The following is a 16423-nucleotide window of genomic DNA, read 5'->3' on the forward strand; positions in this document are numbered from 1 at the left end:
GCTGGAGGCTTGTCGGAGCTCGGTCCGACGCATACTGTGACTACCAGCACAGTAAATCACATCACATATATGTGATGCACCGACATGTGGAGGATCTGAAGAACATGACAGAACAGCTCGGCCGCCAGAGCACGTCCACGTCGACAGATCCGAGATCGGACGATCACACTTTCGCGAGCCTCGACCCTCGCAACGATTCCGTGGTCGCGCAGCACCCCATTGCAGACCAGCGAGAGATCGAGAAAGCGGTCGCCGCAGCACGCACGGCGTCGAAGTGGTGGGATCAACTCGGATTCCAAGGCCGCCGGAAGGTGCTCGGCAATTTCCGCGCCGCGATCGCCACTCACGCCGAATCGATGGCGGCGATCATTTCCGCCGAGACCGGAAAACCCAGCGACGACGCACTACTCGAAGTCATGCTGGCCGTCGAACATCTCGACTGGGCGGCACGCAACGCACAGAAAGTGTTGCGCCGCAGACGCGTCGGTGCAGGACTGATCAGCGCCAACCAGTCTGCATCCGTTGGCTACCGGCCGATGGGCGTCGTCGGCGTGATCGGCCCCTGGAACTATCCGCTGTACACACCGATGGGGTCGATCGGCTACGCACTGGCCGCCGGTAACGCCGTCGTGTTCAAACCGAGCGAACTCTCACCAGGCGTCGGCGTCGAATTGGCCCGGCTGTGGGACATCGCGGCACCCGGACACCCTGTCCTGCAGACCATTACCGGCGACGGCAAAACCGGAGCACTTCTGTGTTCGTCCGGCGTCGACAAGATCGCATTCACCGGTTCGACCGCTACCGCAAAGCGCGTAATGGCCGCCTGTGCGGACACCCTCACTCCCCTGGTCGCCGAATGCGGCGGCAAGGACGCCATGCTGGTGGACTCCGATGCCAACCTCGATGCGGCCGTGAGCTTCGCGGCATTCGGGGCAGTGGGCAACGGCGGACAAACCTGTGCCGGCGTCGAACGAATCTACGTCGCAGCGCCCGTGTACGACGCCTTCCTGTCCAAGCTCACCGCCGCGCTACGAGACGCCCACGCCGGCGCCACCGACAGCTCGACCTACGGGCCGATGACGCTGGGAAAGCAGACTGGGATAGTCCGGGGCCAGATCGAAGACGCTCTCAGTCGCGGCGCGAAAGCTGTACTCGGCGGACTTGATTCGTTCAACGGTCCGTTCATCGATCCGATCATCCTGACGGATGTTCCGGAGGATTCCACGGCGATCACCGAGGAGACGTTCGGCCCGAGCGTCGTGGTGAACAAGGTCGCCGACATGAACGAGGGGATCGAACGCGCCAATGCGTCGAAGTACGGCTTGGGCGCCTCGGTGTTCACCAAGAGTTCGTCGAAGGGCCGAGCAATTGCCGAGAAGCTCGACTGCGGTGTCGTCACGGTCAATTCGGTTCTCGGTTTCGCCGGAATCGCCGCCCTGCCGTTCGGCGGGGTCGGCGATTCCGGATTCGGCCGTATCCACGGAGCCGATGGGCTGCGTGAGTTCAGCAGTGTGAAATCACTGGCCGTTCAGAAGTTCAGCGCTCCACTGGACCTGCTGACCATCGAGCGAAAAGCCAGGGACATGAAGATCTCACGTTGGATGCTGGCGAAACGCCACGCGAAGTCCTGAGAGATCAGGCGATCAGCCGGCGGTGACGAGCACCTGCTCGTCGCTGTCGGCTGCTTCGAGTTCACGAACCAGCGGAAGCACCTTGGCCCCGAAGTATTCGATCTCCTCCTGGAAATGCAGGAATCCGCCGAGAATCAGATCGACACCGCGACGGCGATATTCGACGATCCGATGCGCGATTTGTTCCGGCGTGCCGATCAGTTGTGAGCGGAAACCGTCGTTGTACTGAACCAAGTCCTCGAACGTCGAATCCGCCCACATCCCGTCCTTGGACGCGGTCGATGCGCCGGCCTGTTGGACTGCATTCTTGAATCCCTCGACCGCAGGGCGGTTGGCCTTGGCGATGATCTCGCGCAGTGTGTCCTTTGCTTCCGCCTCGGTGTCGCGGGCGATGATGAATCCGTTGAGCCCGAACTTGACCTCCCGATCGTTCTCACGAGCAACACGGCGAACGTCGACCAACTGTTCGGTGACGCCGTCGTAGTCCTTGCCGTTACTGAAGTACCAATCCGAATACCGGCCCGCGTTCTCACGGGCTGCCGCCGAGTTACCACCTTGGAACAGTTCGGGATTGGGGCGCTCCGGAGTGTTGAGAGGCTTCGGCTTCAACGTGAAGTCGTGGATGCGGTAGAAGTCGCCGCGGAAATCGACGTCGTCCTCCGTCCAGATCTTCCGAAGAACCTGAAGGAACTCGGCGCTACGCCGATAACGCTCGTCGTGCTCGAGCCACGGCTCGCCTAGATGTGTGAACTCATCCTTGAACCAACCACTGACGACGTTGACGGCAAAACGACCGTTCGACAAGTGATCGGCGGTAGCGCCCAGTTTCGCCAACACGGCCGGCTGCCAGAGTCCCGGATGCACCGCGGCGATCACCTTGAGCTTCTCGGTGGCCAGGAGAAGCGCAAGGCTGAAGCTCGTGGATTCGTGCTGGAATTCGGCCCCGTAGCTCGCCTCGTAACGTACCTGGCTCAGGGCGTACTCGAAGCCGTTGTTCTCGGCGGTCTGTGCCAGCTTCTTGTTGTACTCGTAGTCCCAGCTGGTCCGCTGCTCGATGTCGGAGGTGACCAGACCACCACTGACATTGGGCACCCAGTAGGCGAACTTGATCTCGTCGGCGATACGTTCAGTAGACATGAAACCCAGCAAACATGCAGTTCCCAGTGGTTTCCAGGGTAGCGATCACACAGGTTGTAAGTGTTGGGTGGGTGCTGCGACTGTGAAACGGTGGCAGCATGACTGCTGTGAACATTCAGGAGATCGCGCACCGCATCACCAGCGAGGACGAGGCGCTCTCGGTGGCGTCACAGCTGTCCGACGAGTTCGCGGCAGGTGCCGGAGTCCGCGATGCGCAGCGCCTCCTTCCCCACGACGAGGTTCGCACCCTGGCGCGGTCCGGCTTGCTCGGACTCTCGGTGCCGAAGGAGTTCGGTGGCATCGACGCAAGCACCGAGACGTTGGCCGAGGTCTTCCGCCTACTCGCCGAGGGCGATCCCAGCATCGCGCAGATTCCGCACAGCCACTTCACTTTCCTGGAAGCGCTCCGGTACCAGGGGTCTAACGAGCAGAAGCAGTTCTTCTACGCCGAAGCATTGTCGGGCAAGCAGTTCGCCAACGCCCAGAGCGAGCGCGGCAACCAGACCATCGACATCGACGGCACCACTCTCACCCCCGACGGGGAAGACTTTGTGCTCGAAGGTCGAAAATTCTATTGCACCGGAGCGCTTTTCGCAGATTGGATCGTGGTGCGTGCCGCCAATGCAGATCAATTCACCGAGACCGGCGCACAGGTGAAATCCGCGGTCTACCTACCCCGGAATACTCCCGGACTGTCGATCGTCGACGACTGGGACGGCATGGGACAGAAGACAACTGCAAGCGGAACCGTGACCCTGGAATCCGTTTCGGTACCGCAGTTCAATGTCGTACCCTTCACGTCGCTCTTCACTCACCCGACCACCTACGGAGCACAGGCCCAGATCCTGCACGCCGCGATCGACACCGGCATCGCGTCGGCTGCACTGCGTGAATCCGTGAAACTCGCGGCAAAGGCGCGTCCCTTCTTCGAGGCGAAAGTCGATACAGCGGTGGAGGATCCACTGCTCGTTCAACTCGCCGGCGAAGCGGCAATCGAGGTTCGCGCTGCCAGATCCCTCTTGGCGGAAGCAGCGCGATCGATCGACGTGGCGCGTCGTGATCCCACCGAGGACTCCACGGCCCGAGCATCCATCGACGCTGCAACTGCCAAAGTGGTCGGCGCCAGGGCGTCATTGGCGGCCACGAGCACGCTGTTCGAGATCGGTGGCACCAGAAGCGCAGGCGAATCGGCGAACCTCTCGCGGTTCTGGCGTGACGCGCGCACGCACACCCTGCACGATCCGACGAGGTGGAAGGTCCAGCACATCGGCCGGTGGACACTGTCCGGGACAATCCCACCGCGGCACGGGCTGCTGTGAACACACTCAGTCGGAGTTCATATATCCGCTGATCAAGACTTCCAGTCCTTCCAAGTAGCTCTCAGTCGTCGTCCCTCCCGGCCAGTCCTCGAGCACCTCACTGAGCACCGGCAGTTTCTCGGGCCCGATTTCTCGGATCTTGACCGCGAGAGGTGACACGCTGCCTTCCGGTCGCGTAGTGGTGTCGTAGATGTTGAGCAATGCGCCGAGTGTGTAGTTCCACAGCGCTCGATAGACCAACAGTGCGCGACGAGGTGACATACCGAGTTCGACACACGCGGCCATCGCCCGATCGACCAAGACCACAGCGCCGCTCCCACCACGGCCACCGCGCTGAAGCAACTCGATGATCCAGCGCTCCGACGCCAGCGTTTCGAAGATCGCGGTGAAGATCGTGCGAAGCCGTTCGACCTGATCCTGCGGCAGGACCAGCGCGCCGAGATCTTGTGAGTACACATCGAGCACCGCGCTGATCAGCTGTTCCTTGTCGCCCACGTGCCGGTACAGCGCCATCGGCGTGGTGCCGAGCGACTTCGCCAACGCTCGCATGCTCAACGCGTCGGCGCCGCCGGTCTGTAGCTGCCGTTTCGCCTCGTCGACTATCTGCTCCGACGTGATCGTCGGGGGACGTCCGAGCCGCGGTGATCTCGGTTCCATCTTTTCGGCCATCCGTCGATTGTGCGCGCCCCTGCTACGACGCTCTCGCCCGGGGAACCCCTTGCATCCCAGTCGCCAGCAAGGTAAACCTAACTACTTATGAGAACGCGTATACAAATTAGGTACCTGCAATGACAACAACAACTCGAGCGGTAGCCGCACCGGCTCTGGTCCTTACAGCCGCCGCGGCAGCGCAGTTCCTGGTGGCCTTCGGCATGTCGGTCATCAACGTCGCACTGCCCGACATTCAGGAATCGCTGAACTTTTCCGACGCCGGGTTGTCCTGGGTCGTCAACGCGTACGCCCTCGCCTTCGGCGGACTGCTGCTTCTCGGCGGTCGTCTGTGCGACGTGATGGGCACTCGTCGAGTTCTGGTTTCCGGGCTTCTGCTGTTCGCCCTCGTCAGCATCGTCGGCACCTTCTCCGTGTCCGCCGAAATGCTTGTCGGAGCTCGGGCGCTTCAAGGCGTCGGCGCTGCACTGATCGCGCCGGCCGGGCTCGCCGCCCTCAGTCAGGCCTTTCCCACCGGACGCGCCAGGGCCAAGGCATTCGGCATCGGCGCAATGTCGTCAGCACTGGGCGGCGCACTCGGTGTCGTCCTGAGCGGCATTTTGACCGAAGGGCTCAGTTGGCGATGGGTGATGTTCGCCGGCGCACCAGTGGCCCTGATCGCCGCAGTTGCCGGTGCCCGCGGCCTGCCGGCCGGCCAAGCCGCCAGAGGCGGCTCTCTCGATCTCCCCGGAGCCATCTTGGCGACGGCCGGAATCACCGCCCTTGTCGGCACAGTGATCGCCACGGAATCACATTCCTGGACTTCGGGTTACGTGCTGGGTGGATTCGCGCTCACGATCGCGCTGCTCACTGCTTTCGTTGTGGTCGAAAGCCGCTGCGCCACACCACTGGTACGACTGTCCACCCTGCTTCGACCCCGAATCGGACTGGCCAACGCCATCATGTGCCTGGTGTGCGCGGCACAGTTCAGCGCGTTCTTCTTCGTCTCACTCTTCCTGCAACGCGGGCTGGGCTATTCACCGACCACCACCGGTCTGGCTTTCCTGCCCTTCTGCTTCGGCCTGGTGATCGGCATCCTCGCGTCCACCAAACTCCTTCCGCGCTACGGAGTTCGACCGCTGCTCGTAGTCGGGACAGCAGTCGCCGCAATCGGAACTTTCATGTTTTCGACCATGAACCTCGACAGTCCCTTCTGGGCCGTCATCCTGGTGCCTTCGCTTCTGGCGAGCATCGGCATCGGTCTGTCGTTCATGCCGCTCAGTAACGTCGCCACCGCCGACGCTCCCCCCGAAGAAGTCGGCATGGCATCCGGGCTACTGAGTACATCGCGTCAGATCGGCGGTTCACTCGGACTAGCCGTTCTCGTGAGCGTCGCCGCTTCCTCGACGGCACGTTCGGACAGCGCGCCGACCGAAGCACTGGTTTCCGGATACTCCCAGGCCCTCTTCGTCTGCTCCGGCCTACTGCTGGCCGGTACCCTCCTGTCCTTCTTCTTCCCACGAATGGATCGTTGACCTCAGATGTTCACCACCCGAACCGCATTCGGCATCGTCTCGGCGCTTCTCCTGACCGTCGCCGGCGCAAGCGCGTGCAGCAGCTCCGCCGAGTCCGACACCGCCTCTGCAACTCGCTCCGTCACCCACGAACTCGGCACCGTCGAAGTTCCGGCCTCACCGCAGCGCATTCTCGCGCTCGACGAGTACGCGGGGTTGAGTGCACTCGCACTCGGCGTGAAGCCCACCGTCGTCTACAGCACCCTGCGATCGGACGTCGCCAAGTCGATTCTGCGCGAGCAGGGCGTCGAAGTTCTCGACAAGCCGACTTTCTTCGCCAACCCCGCCGTCGAGGAGATCGCGTCCGTCGAACCCGACGAGATCTTGATGAGCAATGCCGGTCCACTACCGAGCCTGTTCGCGCAGATCAATTCCGTGGCGCCAACCTTGGTCCTCCCGTACTCGGCGCCGTGGCGTGATGTGCTCGAACACGCTGGGGCACAGCTCGATCGAGGCAGCGAAGCTACCGCCATGATCGGAAAGCTGGAATCCGGCCTCGAAGGCGTCAAGTCCGCGGCTGCCGGCCAGAGCCTTGCGATCCTTCTCGGCTACAGCGGAAACCTGTTCACCGTGCCACCGACCACTCCCATCTCCACACTGGTCACCGAGGCCGGATTCACCAGGCCGGCATCGGAAGTCAACGCGACCAACAATCAAGACACCGGCACGATTTCCCCCGTCTCGCCGGAACTCCTACCCGAGCATGCGGCGCAGACCGTCGCCGTACTTTCCGGGCAGCAGTACGACGCATCCATCGTGCGAAACACTCCACTGTTCGACAACCTGACACCCGATCCGGCGCACGCTCTGGACGTCAGCGGTGATCTCTGGTTCGGCAGCCATCCTTTTGCCATCTACTGGATCATCCAGGATCTGGACGGCATCGCACATGGCAAGGGGCAGAACAGTATCGGAACCCTCGACAGCGCCGACGCGCGATGGGCGGCATTCAGCGCGCTCTGACGTCCTGACGGAAGGTCAGCGGAGAAACACCCACCCGGGTGGCGAAGAACTTCGTGAAGTTCGCAGAATCGTCGAACCCCAACTTCGACGCCACCTGGGTGACCGTGTCCGTGCCGAAAGACAGCAGACGTTTCGCTTCGAGAACCACACGCTGATCGATGTACTGCTTTGCCGTCATCCCGGCAGCGGCTCGGGTGGCCCGCAGCACAGTCTTCTCGGAGTACCCGATCTTGTTGGCGTACTCCGAAACCGAACGGACCGTGGCGAAGTCACGTTCGACAACGGCATGAAACCTTTCGAACACGTCATTGTGCGCCAGCACGGAACTCTGTTCCTGTCCACCGAGATGGGTCAGTTTCAACAGAATTGCTGTCAGCGTGTGCCGCAGAATGGCCGCGCGAACGACCGGCGCGGAAGTATCCGGGCAGCCGTAGTTCAGGTTCAGGTGTTTCATACCCGTGCTGATGGTCTCGAGGTTCTCGCCGGACAACTGCCACGCTGCCTGCCGACTGCGAGCGTTCCCGTCCAACAACTGCTGGCTGACGGCATCGAGCGACGAGGGTGTGAACAGAACAACCGTCGCCTCGAAGTCCTGGATTCGCCCCCACTGTTGCACCTGCCCCGGTCTGACCCAGAACACGGTCCCCGGGCTCACCGCGTAGTTCACGAAGTCGATGGTGTGTAGCGCCGAGCCCTCGGTCACCAGCGCGAGCAAGTGAAATTGCGGACGTTGGGGGCCGACGAACTCTGCGCTTCCCCCGTTGATGCGAATGGTGTCCAGGCTGAGTACTTCGATCTCGGTCGCGTCAGCCACCGACGATGCGTACCCGACGTCCCGGACGGGTACTTGTCTGTTTTTCACTAGTCCGGGACTCATCTTCACCGTGACCGAATACCCGAATGCGACATACCGTCAGGGTATCAATCAGTTCACGCTCGGATAGGAATCTTCCAGTGCAGACATCACGCTCGGAAACAGCAGGCAAGACGCAACTCACCTACGTCTTCGACGCCTATTGCGGGTGGTGTTTCGGCTTCGGCCCTGCGTTGACGGAGTTCGTCCGTCAAAATGCCGATTCCGTCGACTTGTCCGTGGTCAGCGGCGGACTGTTCACCGGTGAGCGCGTCGCGCCCATGTCTTCGGCTCCGTACCTGAAATCAGCCAACGCCACCATCGCCGCCCAGACCGGCGCTGTCTTCGGTGACGGATATTCACAACTGGTGACTGATGGGCGGTTCGTCATGGATTCGACGGATGCAGCGATCGGACTCGCCGCACTGCGCGCGCAAGATCCGACACGCGCCCTCGACATCGCGGAGGCCATGCAGATCGCGTTCTACCGAGACGGGCGCAGCCTTTCCGATCCCGAGACGTACCGATCCATCGCGGAATCCCTCCAACTCGACCCATCTGCCGCGGTGTCTTCCCTGTTCACCGACGCCTCGAAGGATGCCGCCCGCGCTGATTTCGTCCGAGCACGCAGGCTCGGCGCCACTTCGTTTCCGACGCTGTTGTTCCACGGGAGCGACGGGTCCGTCGTGAAATTCGGTTCTCCGACCAGTACCGCGGCCGATCTCACCCGCGACCTGAACACGTGCGTGCGGGCGTATGCGGTGGCTTGACCCACCCACCTTGCGAGCGAAAGGTACGCCCGGCGCCTTCAGTACGCCGAACATACCTTTCGCTCAGCGTGACTTCACCCAAATCACTTCGGCCCCCCTTCTGGTTTGATGAACACCGAACGAATCGCACCAAAGGGGAAACGACAGTGGTTTCAGATCCGATCACGGGCCTGGAGATGGAACTTGCCGACATGTGGCAACGAGGACGCGCCCAGGCGCGCACCTATGCGCGCGCAATTCATCCCAAACTCGATCCGGCGCTCTACCCGGTTCTGGTCATCCTGAACCGTTCGGATGCGGTGCGGATGTCCGACCTGATCTGCACCCTCGATATCGAGAAGTCCACCTTGACCAGGCAAATCGACGCCGCAGCTCGACTCGGCCTGGTGGAACGAATCCCCGATCCCGACGACGCTCGCGCCAAGTTGGTAGCTCTGACCCCTGAGGCGCGAACGAAGCTCACGACCATCCGCAATCACCAGATAGATCGCTGGCGCGCCCGACTCGCGAAATGGGATACGGACGACATCACCACGCTGACAGCGCTGCTTCACCGACTGGGCAGTTCCGAGGACTGACGACAAATTAGTCGTGATGGGCAGCCCACTCGAACAGCCGGACGATTTACGCCGTCACGACAAATCTGCAGCAGCACGCAGGATCAACTGGGTGACCTCGTGCGGGTGGGACGCCAAGGATGCATGGCCTGCGTCGAGTTCCTCGATCTCGCGGGCACCGATACGCTCTGCCATCCATCGCTCGGTTTCCGGCGGAATCATTCGGTCCTGCCCTGAAACCTGATACCAACTGGGCTTCCCACGCCATGCCGGCGGCCCTGACGGGTCCGAGAAGCACTGACCCGCAATGGGTTTCTGCGTCAGCGCCATGACCAATGCTTCCGTGTCGTCGAGATCCTGACTGAAACTCTCCTGAAACTTGTCCGGGGCGATCCACAAGAAGCCCTCGGCGTCCGGCGCGATGTTCGCCGCGCCCGCCGGCTGATCCGTGCGGGCGAAGATACTTCCCAGGCTGTCACCCTCGTCCGGCGCGAAGGCAGCGATATATACCAGTCCCACAATGTTTTCCGCATGACCCGCGCCTGTGATCACCGCGCCGCCGTACGAGTGTCCGACCAGCAGGGTCGGGCCGTCCATCGATTCGGCCAACTTCCTGGTCCGGTCCACGTCGTCGGCGAGCGAAGTAAGTGGATTCTGGACCGCAACCACTCGATGCCCGGCGTTGTGCAGGGTGGGTATGACGTGACGCCAATGAGAACCGTCTCCCCAGGCTCCATGCACCAGAACGATGTTTACCTTCTCTGCCATGACCAACTCCTCCAGATACGCAGTGCGACGAATAATCCGACGATCGGCAAGCCTTCGAAACCCAGACCTTGCCTGTTACCCACGTTAAGGGGATCCTGGATCAATAACCATGACCAGATTGCCAAGTTTTTGTGCAGAAACGCCGAATGCGCGAGACCATCGGAGTGATCGATCCATGAGGACAACATCATCACAGCGGTACGTACCCACCACCGACGAGACTCGAACCCGGGACACCCTCTCGCACGTTCTCGAAGTCGTCCACCTTCGCGGTGATCAGATTCATCGCTGCGTCCACGGCGAGAACTTCACCGTGGAGGTACCCACGGGGGTGCGAGCACTTCACATTGCCGAGCACGGTGACATCGTGATCAGAACGCAGGGCAAAGCCCCGATCGAACTCGGCCCCGGGGAACTCGTACTGTTACCCCATGGGCATGCTCATACGATCGAGAATGCGATGCCGATGCACCCGAAAAACGAAACATGTTGGCTTTTCGGTACTTTCACACTCGACGACGTCGCAGCGCAGCGACTGCTGTCCGTTCTGCCGGACTTCGTCGAACTGCGCGCGACACAAGGGACCCCGGTCGAGTGGCTCGAGGTGAGCAGCCGACTGTTGGGCGCCGAGGTGGACGATCCGAAACCTGGTTCCTCCGTGATGGTTTCCCGGATTCTCGACCTTCTCTTCGTCCAGATCCTCAGAGCGTGGGCTCGAGCGGACGGATCGAACGGCGGATGGTTGACCGCAGCAATGGATCCACGAATCGGGCAGGCCCTCGAGGCCGTCCACAACGACCCGTCACGCAACTGGACCATCGACGAACTGGCGACGCTGTCCACCCTGTCGAGATCGTCTTTTGCGGAGCGCTTCTCGCGACTGGTCGGCCAGACGCCCGGCGCTTACATCACCGAGCGCCGACTCGACCGTGCCGCCGAACTACTCGTGCAAACCACCGAGCCGGTCGGAACCATTGCGATAACTGTCGGCTACGAATCCGATGCCGCGTTCAGCCGCGCCTTCCGTCGACGATTCGACGCCTCGCCGTTGAACTGGCGAAAGTCCAACTCCCACAATCACTGACGTCAGGTTGCAGCGATTACGCCTGCGACCGGGATCCGGCCGAGAACTGCAACGCGGAAGTCCACCATCGCGCGCTCCACGTGATTGGCGCTCGAGACCACAACCACGCCGGTCGCGCCTCGATCGGCGAGAATCCGCGCAGAGTTGATCGCATTCTCGACTGTCGACCACGAAGTTCCCTCTTCGGTGATCCGGCCCGGGTTGACGCCGTTGGCAACGAGCCATTCGCGCATCGCCCTGGCTTCCGTTACTCCGGCCTTCGGAGCCCCACCGCTTGTGATGATCGGAGACTGCGGGTACTGACGGGCCAGCTGGAGCGCCGCCTGAAGCCGGTCGACCAACATCGGACGCATCGTGCCGTCGTCGAAGAGGCCGGCACCCAAGACGACGATGTTCGTGCCCACGGGGTTGAGGTCGAGCAGCACGGGCGACTGGCGTGTCAGCGTCTCAGCACTCGTGCACGTAAGAATGAGAGACCGCACCGGTGTTTGGCAGCCGCCCACCGTCGACAGGATGCCGTTGACGACCGTCGTCGGAGTGATGTCGGCACTCGCTGTCGCCGGCGACAATCCCACTCCGGCTGCGGCGATTACCGAAGCAGCAATCAATCCCTTCGTCAGAGACCTACGAACATTTGCCATGTAGCCGAACCCCCAGATTGTCGATTGTCCAGCCCACGGTAACGAACATTTCGTCGCGATTGCATCATTTGACTCAAATTTACTGTTCACTGACCGTCACACAGATTAAACATAAATATTGGGCAACAATTCGGGTTCGAAACCGTCATCTACCAGCATCTCGAATCGACGCGCCTGCCGCGTTACCGATCTGAGCTGCAGCATCCCCGAGCAGGTCGGCGACACTGAACGGCAACAATTCGTTGTTGCAGATCACGATGTTGCATCCGGGTGTTCCTGCTCGCCCCGTCCCGACCATCGTGTCGAAGATCAATTCGGGGTTCGCGAAGCCGACGAGCTGTGACGGATCGTCGATGAGCGGACCACCCGACCCATGCACGGGAGGCCCGACGTACGGCGCCGGTGGAACGTCCACGATCGAAGCGACGACGAGCCGCAAGAACTCCTGGAGATAGAGATCCCGAGGCGCGTTCTGCCACACCGGATGCGAAACATACTTGCTCACCGGCGCATTCACGGAGTAGAAGTCCTCGCCCGCGTTCACCCAGGTCAAGAAGCCGTACCCCCCATTGGACGGAGAGGGCGCGGACAACTCGTCGAGGTAGGCGGAGTCGATCAACGTCTGATCACGCCACGCGCCTCGTTGCACCATCAGCTGACCCAGTCTGGCCATGTCTCCCGGCCGGATTGCCAATCCGAGAATCAGACACGTTCACAGAGAACCACAGACGCATCACGTTTGGGAAGAGTCCGCCTCCATTCCGAGCGCGCGACGCGCTCCCAGCGCCATGGTGACCTGTACAAGATCTTTCGGTGACGACAGGTCAAGTCCCGTCAGGGAACTCGCTTTACGCAGGCGGTACACGACCGTGTTCGGGTGTACGTGCAACTGCCGAGCGGTGGTAGCTCGATCGAATCCGGAGTCGATGAAAGATTCGAGCGTCTCGAGCACGGCAGGATCGGACTCCAACCGCGACAACACATCTGCGAGGATCGGCAGCGCAGCGCTCGGGCGGGTCAGTTGATACTCGACTGCAAGATCCTCGAGACGCACGACCCCACTTGTACGGCCGTACTTTCGGGCAACGTTCAGCACCTCGCGCGCCTGCGACACCGCTGCGGGAATTGCCGGCGGTGCCGCGACATGTACGGCGGCAACCGTCGATGCACCGATGACCTTCTCGAGATCACCCAATCGTCGACACAATGAAAGATACTGCGGACTCGACGCCCAGTTCCCCTCAGCGGGTTCCGATTCCACAATAGGAATCAGTACGGCTCCGCCACTGCTCCCGAGCACCCCGAGCGCTTTGTCACGCCCCACCTGATCAAGCTCTCGTTGCAGGTGGCGCACCTTTCTCCGCTCGGCGACGGCAGTGTCCACCTCGGTCGAGGACTCGTCGTCATTCCGTTCGACGTGCAGCGCCACCACCCAGTACAGGCGCGCCAACCTGATGCCCACATCGTCGGAGACCCGATCAACATCGACACCCGTCGAAAGTGCTACGAACAATGACCTTCGCGCAGAATCCTCGTCCGTCTGGGTGGCGTGGTCGGAACCGTAGCCGGCAAGAACCGCCGACGCGGAGGCCGCGGTGTATGCATTCAAGAGTCGTCCGGTGCGGGCAAGTGCGACACCGTCTTCCGGGACCGCCCATTCGCTGATGGTCTCCCACCACAGCCCGGCAGCCAGGTGATATGCCCGCAGCACCTCACCGAGCGGAACCAATTCCTGAGCCCGTTGGCGAGCCGATTCGCTGATGTCGGCGAGCAACTCGGGCGCCAGATCGGCGCCGGTCCGCAGCATCGAAATGAACAGCTCCAGATTGCGCCTCACGATGGTGGTGACGTCGTTACGCAATGCCTCGTCAGGGAGCAACCGGTAGAAGGTGACGTCGCGGTGGACCAGATCGACTGTCTCAATGACCAGTGGATGGGTGCGTTGCGCCAGTCGGTCGGCCAGAGATCTGCCACCAACCAGGATCGGCTCGAACGGCAGATCTTTGTTTCCTGACACAAAACCCTCCACAGAATTGAATTGCCACCACAAGGCCGACCTGCCTTTTTCCTATCACTATGTAACCCACGCCACTCACGAATTCACAATCAGCGGCGTAACTGGAAGTCCCACCTTCGACCAAGAGGAGCCTCGAGTGACGTGGAAAACGCGCAGCGCAGCCATTCTGGCAGGCGTCGTGGCTGCCGGTTCGATCGCGGCTCTCGGGACCGGTGTGTCGAGTGCCGAGACACCGGTCAGCACTATCCAGTACGTCGCGCTCGGCGATTCCGCGGCGGCCGGCCCACTGGTCACCGCGCAGGACTCGTCGTCACCGGGCTGTCTACGATCACTCGACAACTACCCGTCCGTGGTGGCGCGAGAACTCGGCGCTCAACTCACGGATATGACCTGCTCGTCGGCGCGATCCGCCAACGTCACGGACACCGCACAATCGACGTTCTCCGGTCAAGTATCACCGCAGGCAACAGCATTGGGGCCTGATACCGACCTCGTCACCATCACCATCGGTGCCAACGACATCTCGTTGTTCCCGACAGTTCTGAGTTGCGTCAATCCACTCCCCGAACCCGCCGGAACGTCCTGCCGTGACAAGTTCACCTCCGGTGGCGTCGATCAACAGCGACAAATGATCGAAAATGCGTCCACAGGTTGGAGTTCCATGATCGAAGTCGCGCAGGATCGAGCACCTTCGGCGCGCATCGTCGTGGTCGGATACGGAACATACATCCGTGGTGGCGGCTGCCCCGGCACTCAGCCGTTCTGGCCGCGCGACGCCGACTATCTCCAGAGTGTGATCGACTACGGCAACACGGTCATGGCAGCAACTGCGGCCCGTCACGGCGTCGAGTACATCGACATCACCGAAACCACTGCCGGGCATGACATCTGCACGGACCCTGCCACTGCTTACTACACGGGAATCGTCCCTACCCAGCCGGCGGTTCCACTGCATCCCACTGCGGCCGGGATGCAGGCGATCGGGAAAACGGTCGCCGACGCTCTGTCCTGAGCTTCTCCCCCAGCACAATTCATTCAGCACTCGCGAAAAGGGTGGAACAATCATGTCAATTCAACGAGACGCTCCGCCGCTGCCGTCCGTCGACGGCGCCCCTGTCGGAACACGTGACAAACTTCTCGGCGGCACACTCGTCGCCCTGTTTCTCGCGAACATGCTCAACTTCTTCGACCGGGCGATCCCCTCGGTCGTTGCCGAGCCGATCAAGAACGAGTTTTCGCTCAGTGACTTGCAATTGGGATTGATCACCTCTGCATTCACCCTCGTCTACGCAGTCGCAGGACTGCCTCTGGGCCGGTTGGCCGACACGAAGAACCGTCCCAAGATCATCGGGATCGGACTCCTGGTGTGGAGCGGACTGACGGCAGCAACCGGTGCCGCCGGCAGCTACGTGCTGTTCATCCTCGCGCGTCTCGGCGTCGGTGTGGGCGAAGCGACCTTCACACCCGCAGCAAACTCGATGATCGGCGATATCTACCCGGCGGAACGACGCTCACGCGCACTTGGTGTCTTCATGCTCGGTTTGCCAGTTGGCCTCATGCTCGCCTACTTCACCGTCGGCAAGATCGCCGAGGCATTCGACAGCTGGCGTGCACCGTTCTTCCTCGCGGCGATTCCCGGTGTCCTGCTGGCAGTCGTGCTCTACCGCATGGCAGATCCGGTTCGTGGTGGTTCCGAAAGTCCGGAGGCCCGCGCAGCCGCTGTTTCACAGGCACCGATCACCCGCCCGATCCGTCGTCTGCTCGCAATTCCCACGCTTCGTTGGCTCATCCTTGCCGGGCTGACGTTCAACTTCGCCGCCTACGCAGTGAATTCGTTTGTCGTCCCACTGCTCATGCGCCAGTACCACCTGAAGCTGACTGCGGCGGCATCGGTCACGGGCATCATCGTCGGAATCACGGGCCTGATCGGATTGCTTCTCGGCGCTCGCTACGCGGACAAGGCCAGCGCACGCTCACCGCGCGCACGGTTGATGATCGGTGTCGGAACCTCGGCATTGGCGGCACCTTTGACGGCGCTGGCACTGTTGCAACACGGCGGAAACGTCGTGATGTTCACGCTCTTGTTCTCGGCCGGGTGGCTTCTGGCCTACGGCTTCTACATCAGCGTCTACCCTGCCATTCACGACGTCGTGGTTCCCAGGCTCCGCGGCACTGCGACTGCGTTGTTCTTCGCTGCCATGTACCTTCTCGGCGGATTCTCCGGACCGGTTGCCGTTGGAGCGATCTCGGACTGGTTCGCCAAGCGTGCGCTTGCAGATGCCGGTACCGGGAAGTTGGCTCAGTACGCCGGCGACGGGTTGAACTCGGCCATGTATCTCGTGCCGATCATGTTGGCACTCACCGCGGTATTCATCTACCTGGCTACCCGCACTGTCGGCAAGGACTCCGCGCGCATGCAAGCGGAGCTGAGCCAGGCCTGACCGACAAGTTCACGGGCGGT

The 16423-nt window shown here is 61.7% G+C and carries 16 protein-coding genes; 9 read left to right on the forward strand and 7 right to left on the reverse strand.

The annotated features are described in order from the left end of the window. Positions 1 to 104: 104 nt before the first annotated feature. Complete coding sequence (locus tag ACBG85_RS26295) at positions 105 to 1631, forward strand: aldehyde dehydrogenase family protein (protein WP_372025412.1); 1527 nt, start codon at positions 105 to 107, stop codon at positions 1629 to 1631. A 12-nt stretch (positions 1632 to 1643) separates the two neighbouring features. On the opposite strand, the gene sfnG is transcribed toward ACBG85_RS26295, so the two are convergent. Then, complete coding sequence (gene sfnG / locus ACBG85_RS26300) at positions 1644 to 2768, reverse strand: dimethylsulfone monooxygenase SfnG (protein WP_007730790.1); 1125 nt, start codon at positions 2766 to 2768, stop codon at positions 1644 to 1646. Between the two features lie 98 nt (positions 2769 to 2866). Here sfnG and ACBG85_RS26305 point away from each other — a divergent pair, with 98 nt between their 5' ends. Beyond that, a complete protein-coding gene (locus ACBG85_RS26305; protein ID WP_372025414.1) occupies positions 2867 to 4087 on the forward strand; it encodes an SfnB family sulfur acquisition oxidoreductase in 1221 nt (406 codons plus the stop codon). Between the two features lie 6 nt (positions 4088 to 4093). Here the strand turns inward: ACBG85_RS26305 and ACBG85_RS26310 are convergent, their stop codons facing one another. After that, positions 4094 to 4756 carry a TetR/AcrR family transcriptional regulator gene (locus tag ACBG85_RS26310; RefSeq protein ID WP_372025416.1) on the reverse strand — a complete coding sequence of 221 codons (663 nt, stop codon included), beginning with the start codon at positions 4754 to 4756 and terminating at the stop codon, positions 4094 to 4096. A gap of 119 nt (positions 4757 to 4875) precedes the next feature. Between ACBG85_RS26310 and ACBG85_RS26315 the strand changes: the two genes are divergently transcribed. Then, the gene (locus ACBG85_RS26315) at positions 4876 to 6270 is read left to right on the forward strand and encodes an MFS transporter (RefSeq protein ID WP_372025417.1); all 1395 of its coding nucleotides are present in this window, start codon (positions 4876 to 4878) and stop codon (positions 6268 to 6270) included. A 6-nt stretch (positions 6271 to 6276) separates the two neighbouring features. Next, positions 6277 to 7272: an ABC transporter substrate-binding protein gene (locus tag ACBG85_RS26320; protein WP_007730787.1), complete on the forward strand. Its 996-nt coding sequence runs from the start codon at positions 6277 to 6279 to the stop codon at positions 7270 to 7272. On the opposite strand, the gene ACBG85_RS26325 is transcribed toward ACBG85_RS26320, so the two are convergent. Further along, the gene (locus tag ACBG85_RS26325) at positions 7259 to 8086 is read right to left on the reverse strand and encodes an AraC family transcriptional regulator (protein WP_030536057.1); all 828 of its coding nucleotides are present in this window, start codon (positions 8084 to 8086) and stop codon (positions 7259 to 7261) included. The genes ACBG85_RS26320 and ACBG85_RS26325 overlap by 14 nt on opposite strands. Before the next feature lie 140 nt (positions 8087 to 8226). Here ACBG85_RS26325 and ACBG85_RS26330 point away from each other — a divergent pair, with 140 nt between their 5' ends. Both ACBG85_RS26330 and ACBG85_RS26335 read left to right on the forward strand, forming a co-directional pair. Beyond that, positions 8227 to 8895 carry a DsbA family protein gene (locus ACBG85_RS26330; RefSeq protein WP_083056376.1) on the forward strand — a complete coding sequence of 223 codons (669 nt, stop codon included), beginning with the start codon at positions 8227 to 8229 and terminating at the stop codon, positions 8893 to 8895. Between the two features lie 146 nt (positions 8896 to 9041). Beyond that, a complete protein-coding gene (locus ACBG85_RS26335) occupies positions 9042 to 9473 on the forward strand; it encodes a MarR family winged helix-turn-helix transcriptional regulator (RefSeq protein WP_003942924.1) in 432 nt (143 codons plus the stop codon). 54 nt (positions 9474 to 9527) lie between these two features. Here the strand turns inward: ACBG85_RS26335 and ACBG85_RS26340 are convergent, their stop codons facing one another. Next, positions 9528 to 10220, reverse strand: coding sequence for an alpha/beta hydrolase (locus ACBG85_RS26340; RefSeq protein WP_083056374.1), 693 nt, complete (start codon positions 10218 to 10220; stop codon positions 9528 to 9530). A 175-nt stretch (positions 10221 to 10395) separates the two neighbouring features. Here ACBG85_RS26340 and ACBG85_RS26345 point away from each other — a divergent pair, with 175 nt between their 5' ends. Further along, positions 10396 to 11304 carry an AraC family transcriptional regulator gene (locus ACBG85_RS26345; RefSeq protein WP_065351532.1) on the forward strand — a complete coding sequence of 303 codons (909 nt, stop codon included), beginning with the start codon at positions 10396 to 10398 and terminating at the stop codon, positions 11302 to 11304. Positions 11305 to 11306: 2 nt separating this feature from the next. Here ACBG85_RS26345 and ACBG85_RS26350 read toward each other — a convergent pair whose 3' ends face one another. The 3 genes from ACBG85_RS26350 to ACBG85_RS26360 are packed head-to-tail and all read right to left on the reverse strand — an operon-like array spanning position 11307 to position 13962. Next, positions 11307 to 12035 (reverse strand): YdcF family protein, encoded by a 729-nt coding sequence (locus ACBG85_RS26350; protein ID WP_083056372.1) that lies wholly within the window; start codon positions 12033 to 12035, stop codon positions 11307 to 11309. 55 nt (positions 12036 to 12090) lie between these two features. Then, entirely contained in the window at positions 12091 to 12618 is a 528-nt protein-coding gene (locus tag ACBG85_RS26355; protein ID WP_372025421.1) for a hypothetical protein, read from the reverse strand. A 60-nt stretch (positions 12619 to 12678) separates the two neighbouring features. Continuing rightward, positions 12679 to 13962, reverse strand: coding sequence for a CdaR family transcriptional regulator (locus ACBG85_RS26360; RefSeq protein WP_003943177.1), 1284 nt, complete (start codon positions 13960 to 13962; stop codon positions 12679 to 12681). A gap of 136 nt (positions 13963 to 14098) precedes the next feature. Between ACBG85_RS26360 and ACBG85_RS26365 the strand changes: the two genes are divergently transcribed. Together ACBG85_RS26365 and ACBG85_RS26370 are read left to right on the forward strand one after the other, a co-directional pair. Next, the gene (locus ACBG85_RS26365; protein WP_042446375.1) at positions 14099 to 14974 is read left to right on the forward strand and encodes an SGNH/GDSL hydrolase family protein; all 876 of its coding nucleotides are present in this window, start codon (positions 14099 to 14101) and stop codon (positions 14972 to 14974) included. 52 nt (positions 14975 to 15026) lie between these two features. Next, positions 15027 to 16403, forward strand: a complete 1377-nt coding sequence (locus ACBG85_RS26370; RefSeq protein ID WP_217017976.1) for an MFS transporter — start codon at positions 15027 to 15029, stop codon at positions 16401 to 16403. Positions 16404 to 16423 lie beyond the last annotated feature (20 nt).

The organism is Rhodococcus sp. NyZ502 (assembly GCF_041464245.1).
GTDB lineage: Bacteria > Actinomycetota > Actinomycetes > Mycobacteriales > Mycobacteriaceae > Rhodococcus_F > Rhodococcus_F qingshengii.

Excerpts from the sequence above, each read along its gene's own strand:
- ACBG85_RS26295 (WP_372025412.1), top strand. The coding sequence starts at position 105 with ATGACAGAACAGCTCGGCCGCCAGAGCACGTCCACGTCGACAGATCCG.
- sfnG (WP_007730790.1), bottom strand. The coding sequence starts at position 2,768 with ATGTCTACTGAACGTATCGCCGACGAGATCAAGTTCGCCTACTGGGTG.
- ACBG85_RS26305 (WP_372025414.1), top strand. The coding sequence starts at position 2,867 with ATGACTGCTGTGAACATTCAGGAGATCGCGCACCGCATCACCAGCGAG.
- ACBG85_RS26310 (WP_372025416.1), bottom strand. The coding sequence starts at position 4,756 with ATGGCCGAAAAGATGGAACCGAGATCACCGCGGCTCGGACGTCCCCCG.
- ACBG85_RS26315 (WP_372025417.1), top strand. The coding sequence starts at position 4,876 with ATGACAACAACAACTCGAGCGGTAGCCGCACCGGCTCTGGTCCTTACA.
- ACBG85_RS26320 (WP_007730787.1), top strand. The coding sequence starts at position 6,277 with ATGTTCACCACCCGAACCGCATTCGGCATCGTCTCGGCGCTTCTCCTG.
- ACBG85_RS26340 (WP_083056374.1), bottom strand. The coding sequence starts at position 10,220 with ATGGCAGAGAAGGTAAACATCGTTCTGGTGCATGGAGCCTGGGGAGAC.
- ACBG85_RS26345 (WP_065351532.1), top strand. The coding sequence starts at position 10,396 with ATGAGGACAACATCATCACAGCGGTACGTACCCACCACCGACGAGACT.
- ACBG85_RS26355 (WP_372025421.1), bottom strand. The coding sequence starts at position 12,618 with ATGGCCAGACTGGGTCAGCTGATGGTGCAACGAGGCGCGTGGCGTGAT.
- ACBG85_RS26370 (WP_217017976.1), top strand. The coding sequence starts at position 15,027 with ATGTCAATTCAACGAGACGCTCCGCCGCTGCCGTCCGTCGACGGCGCC.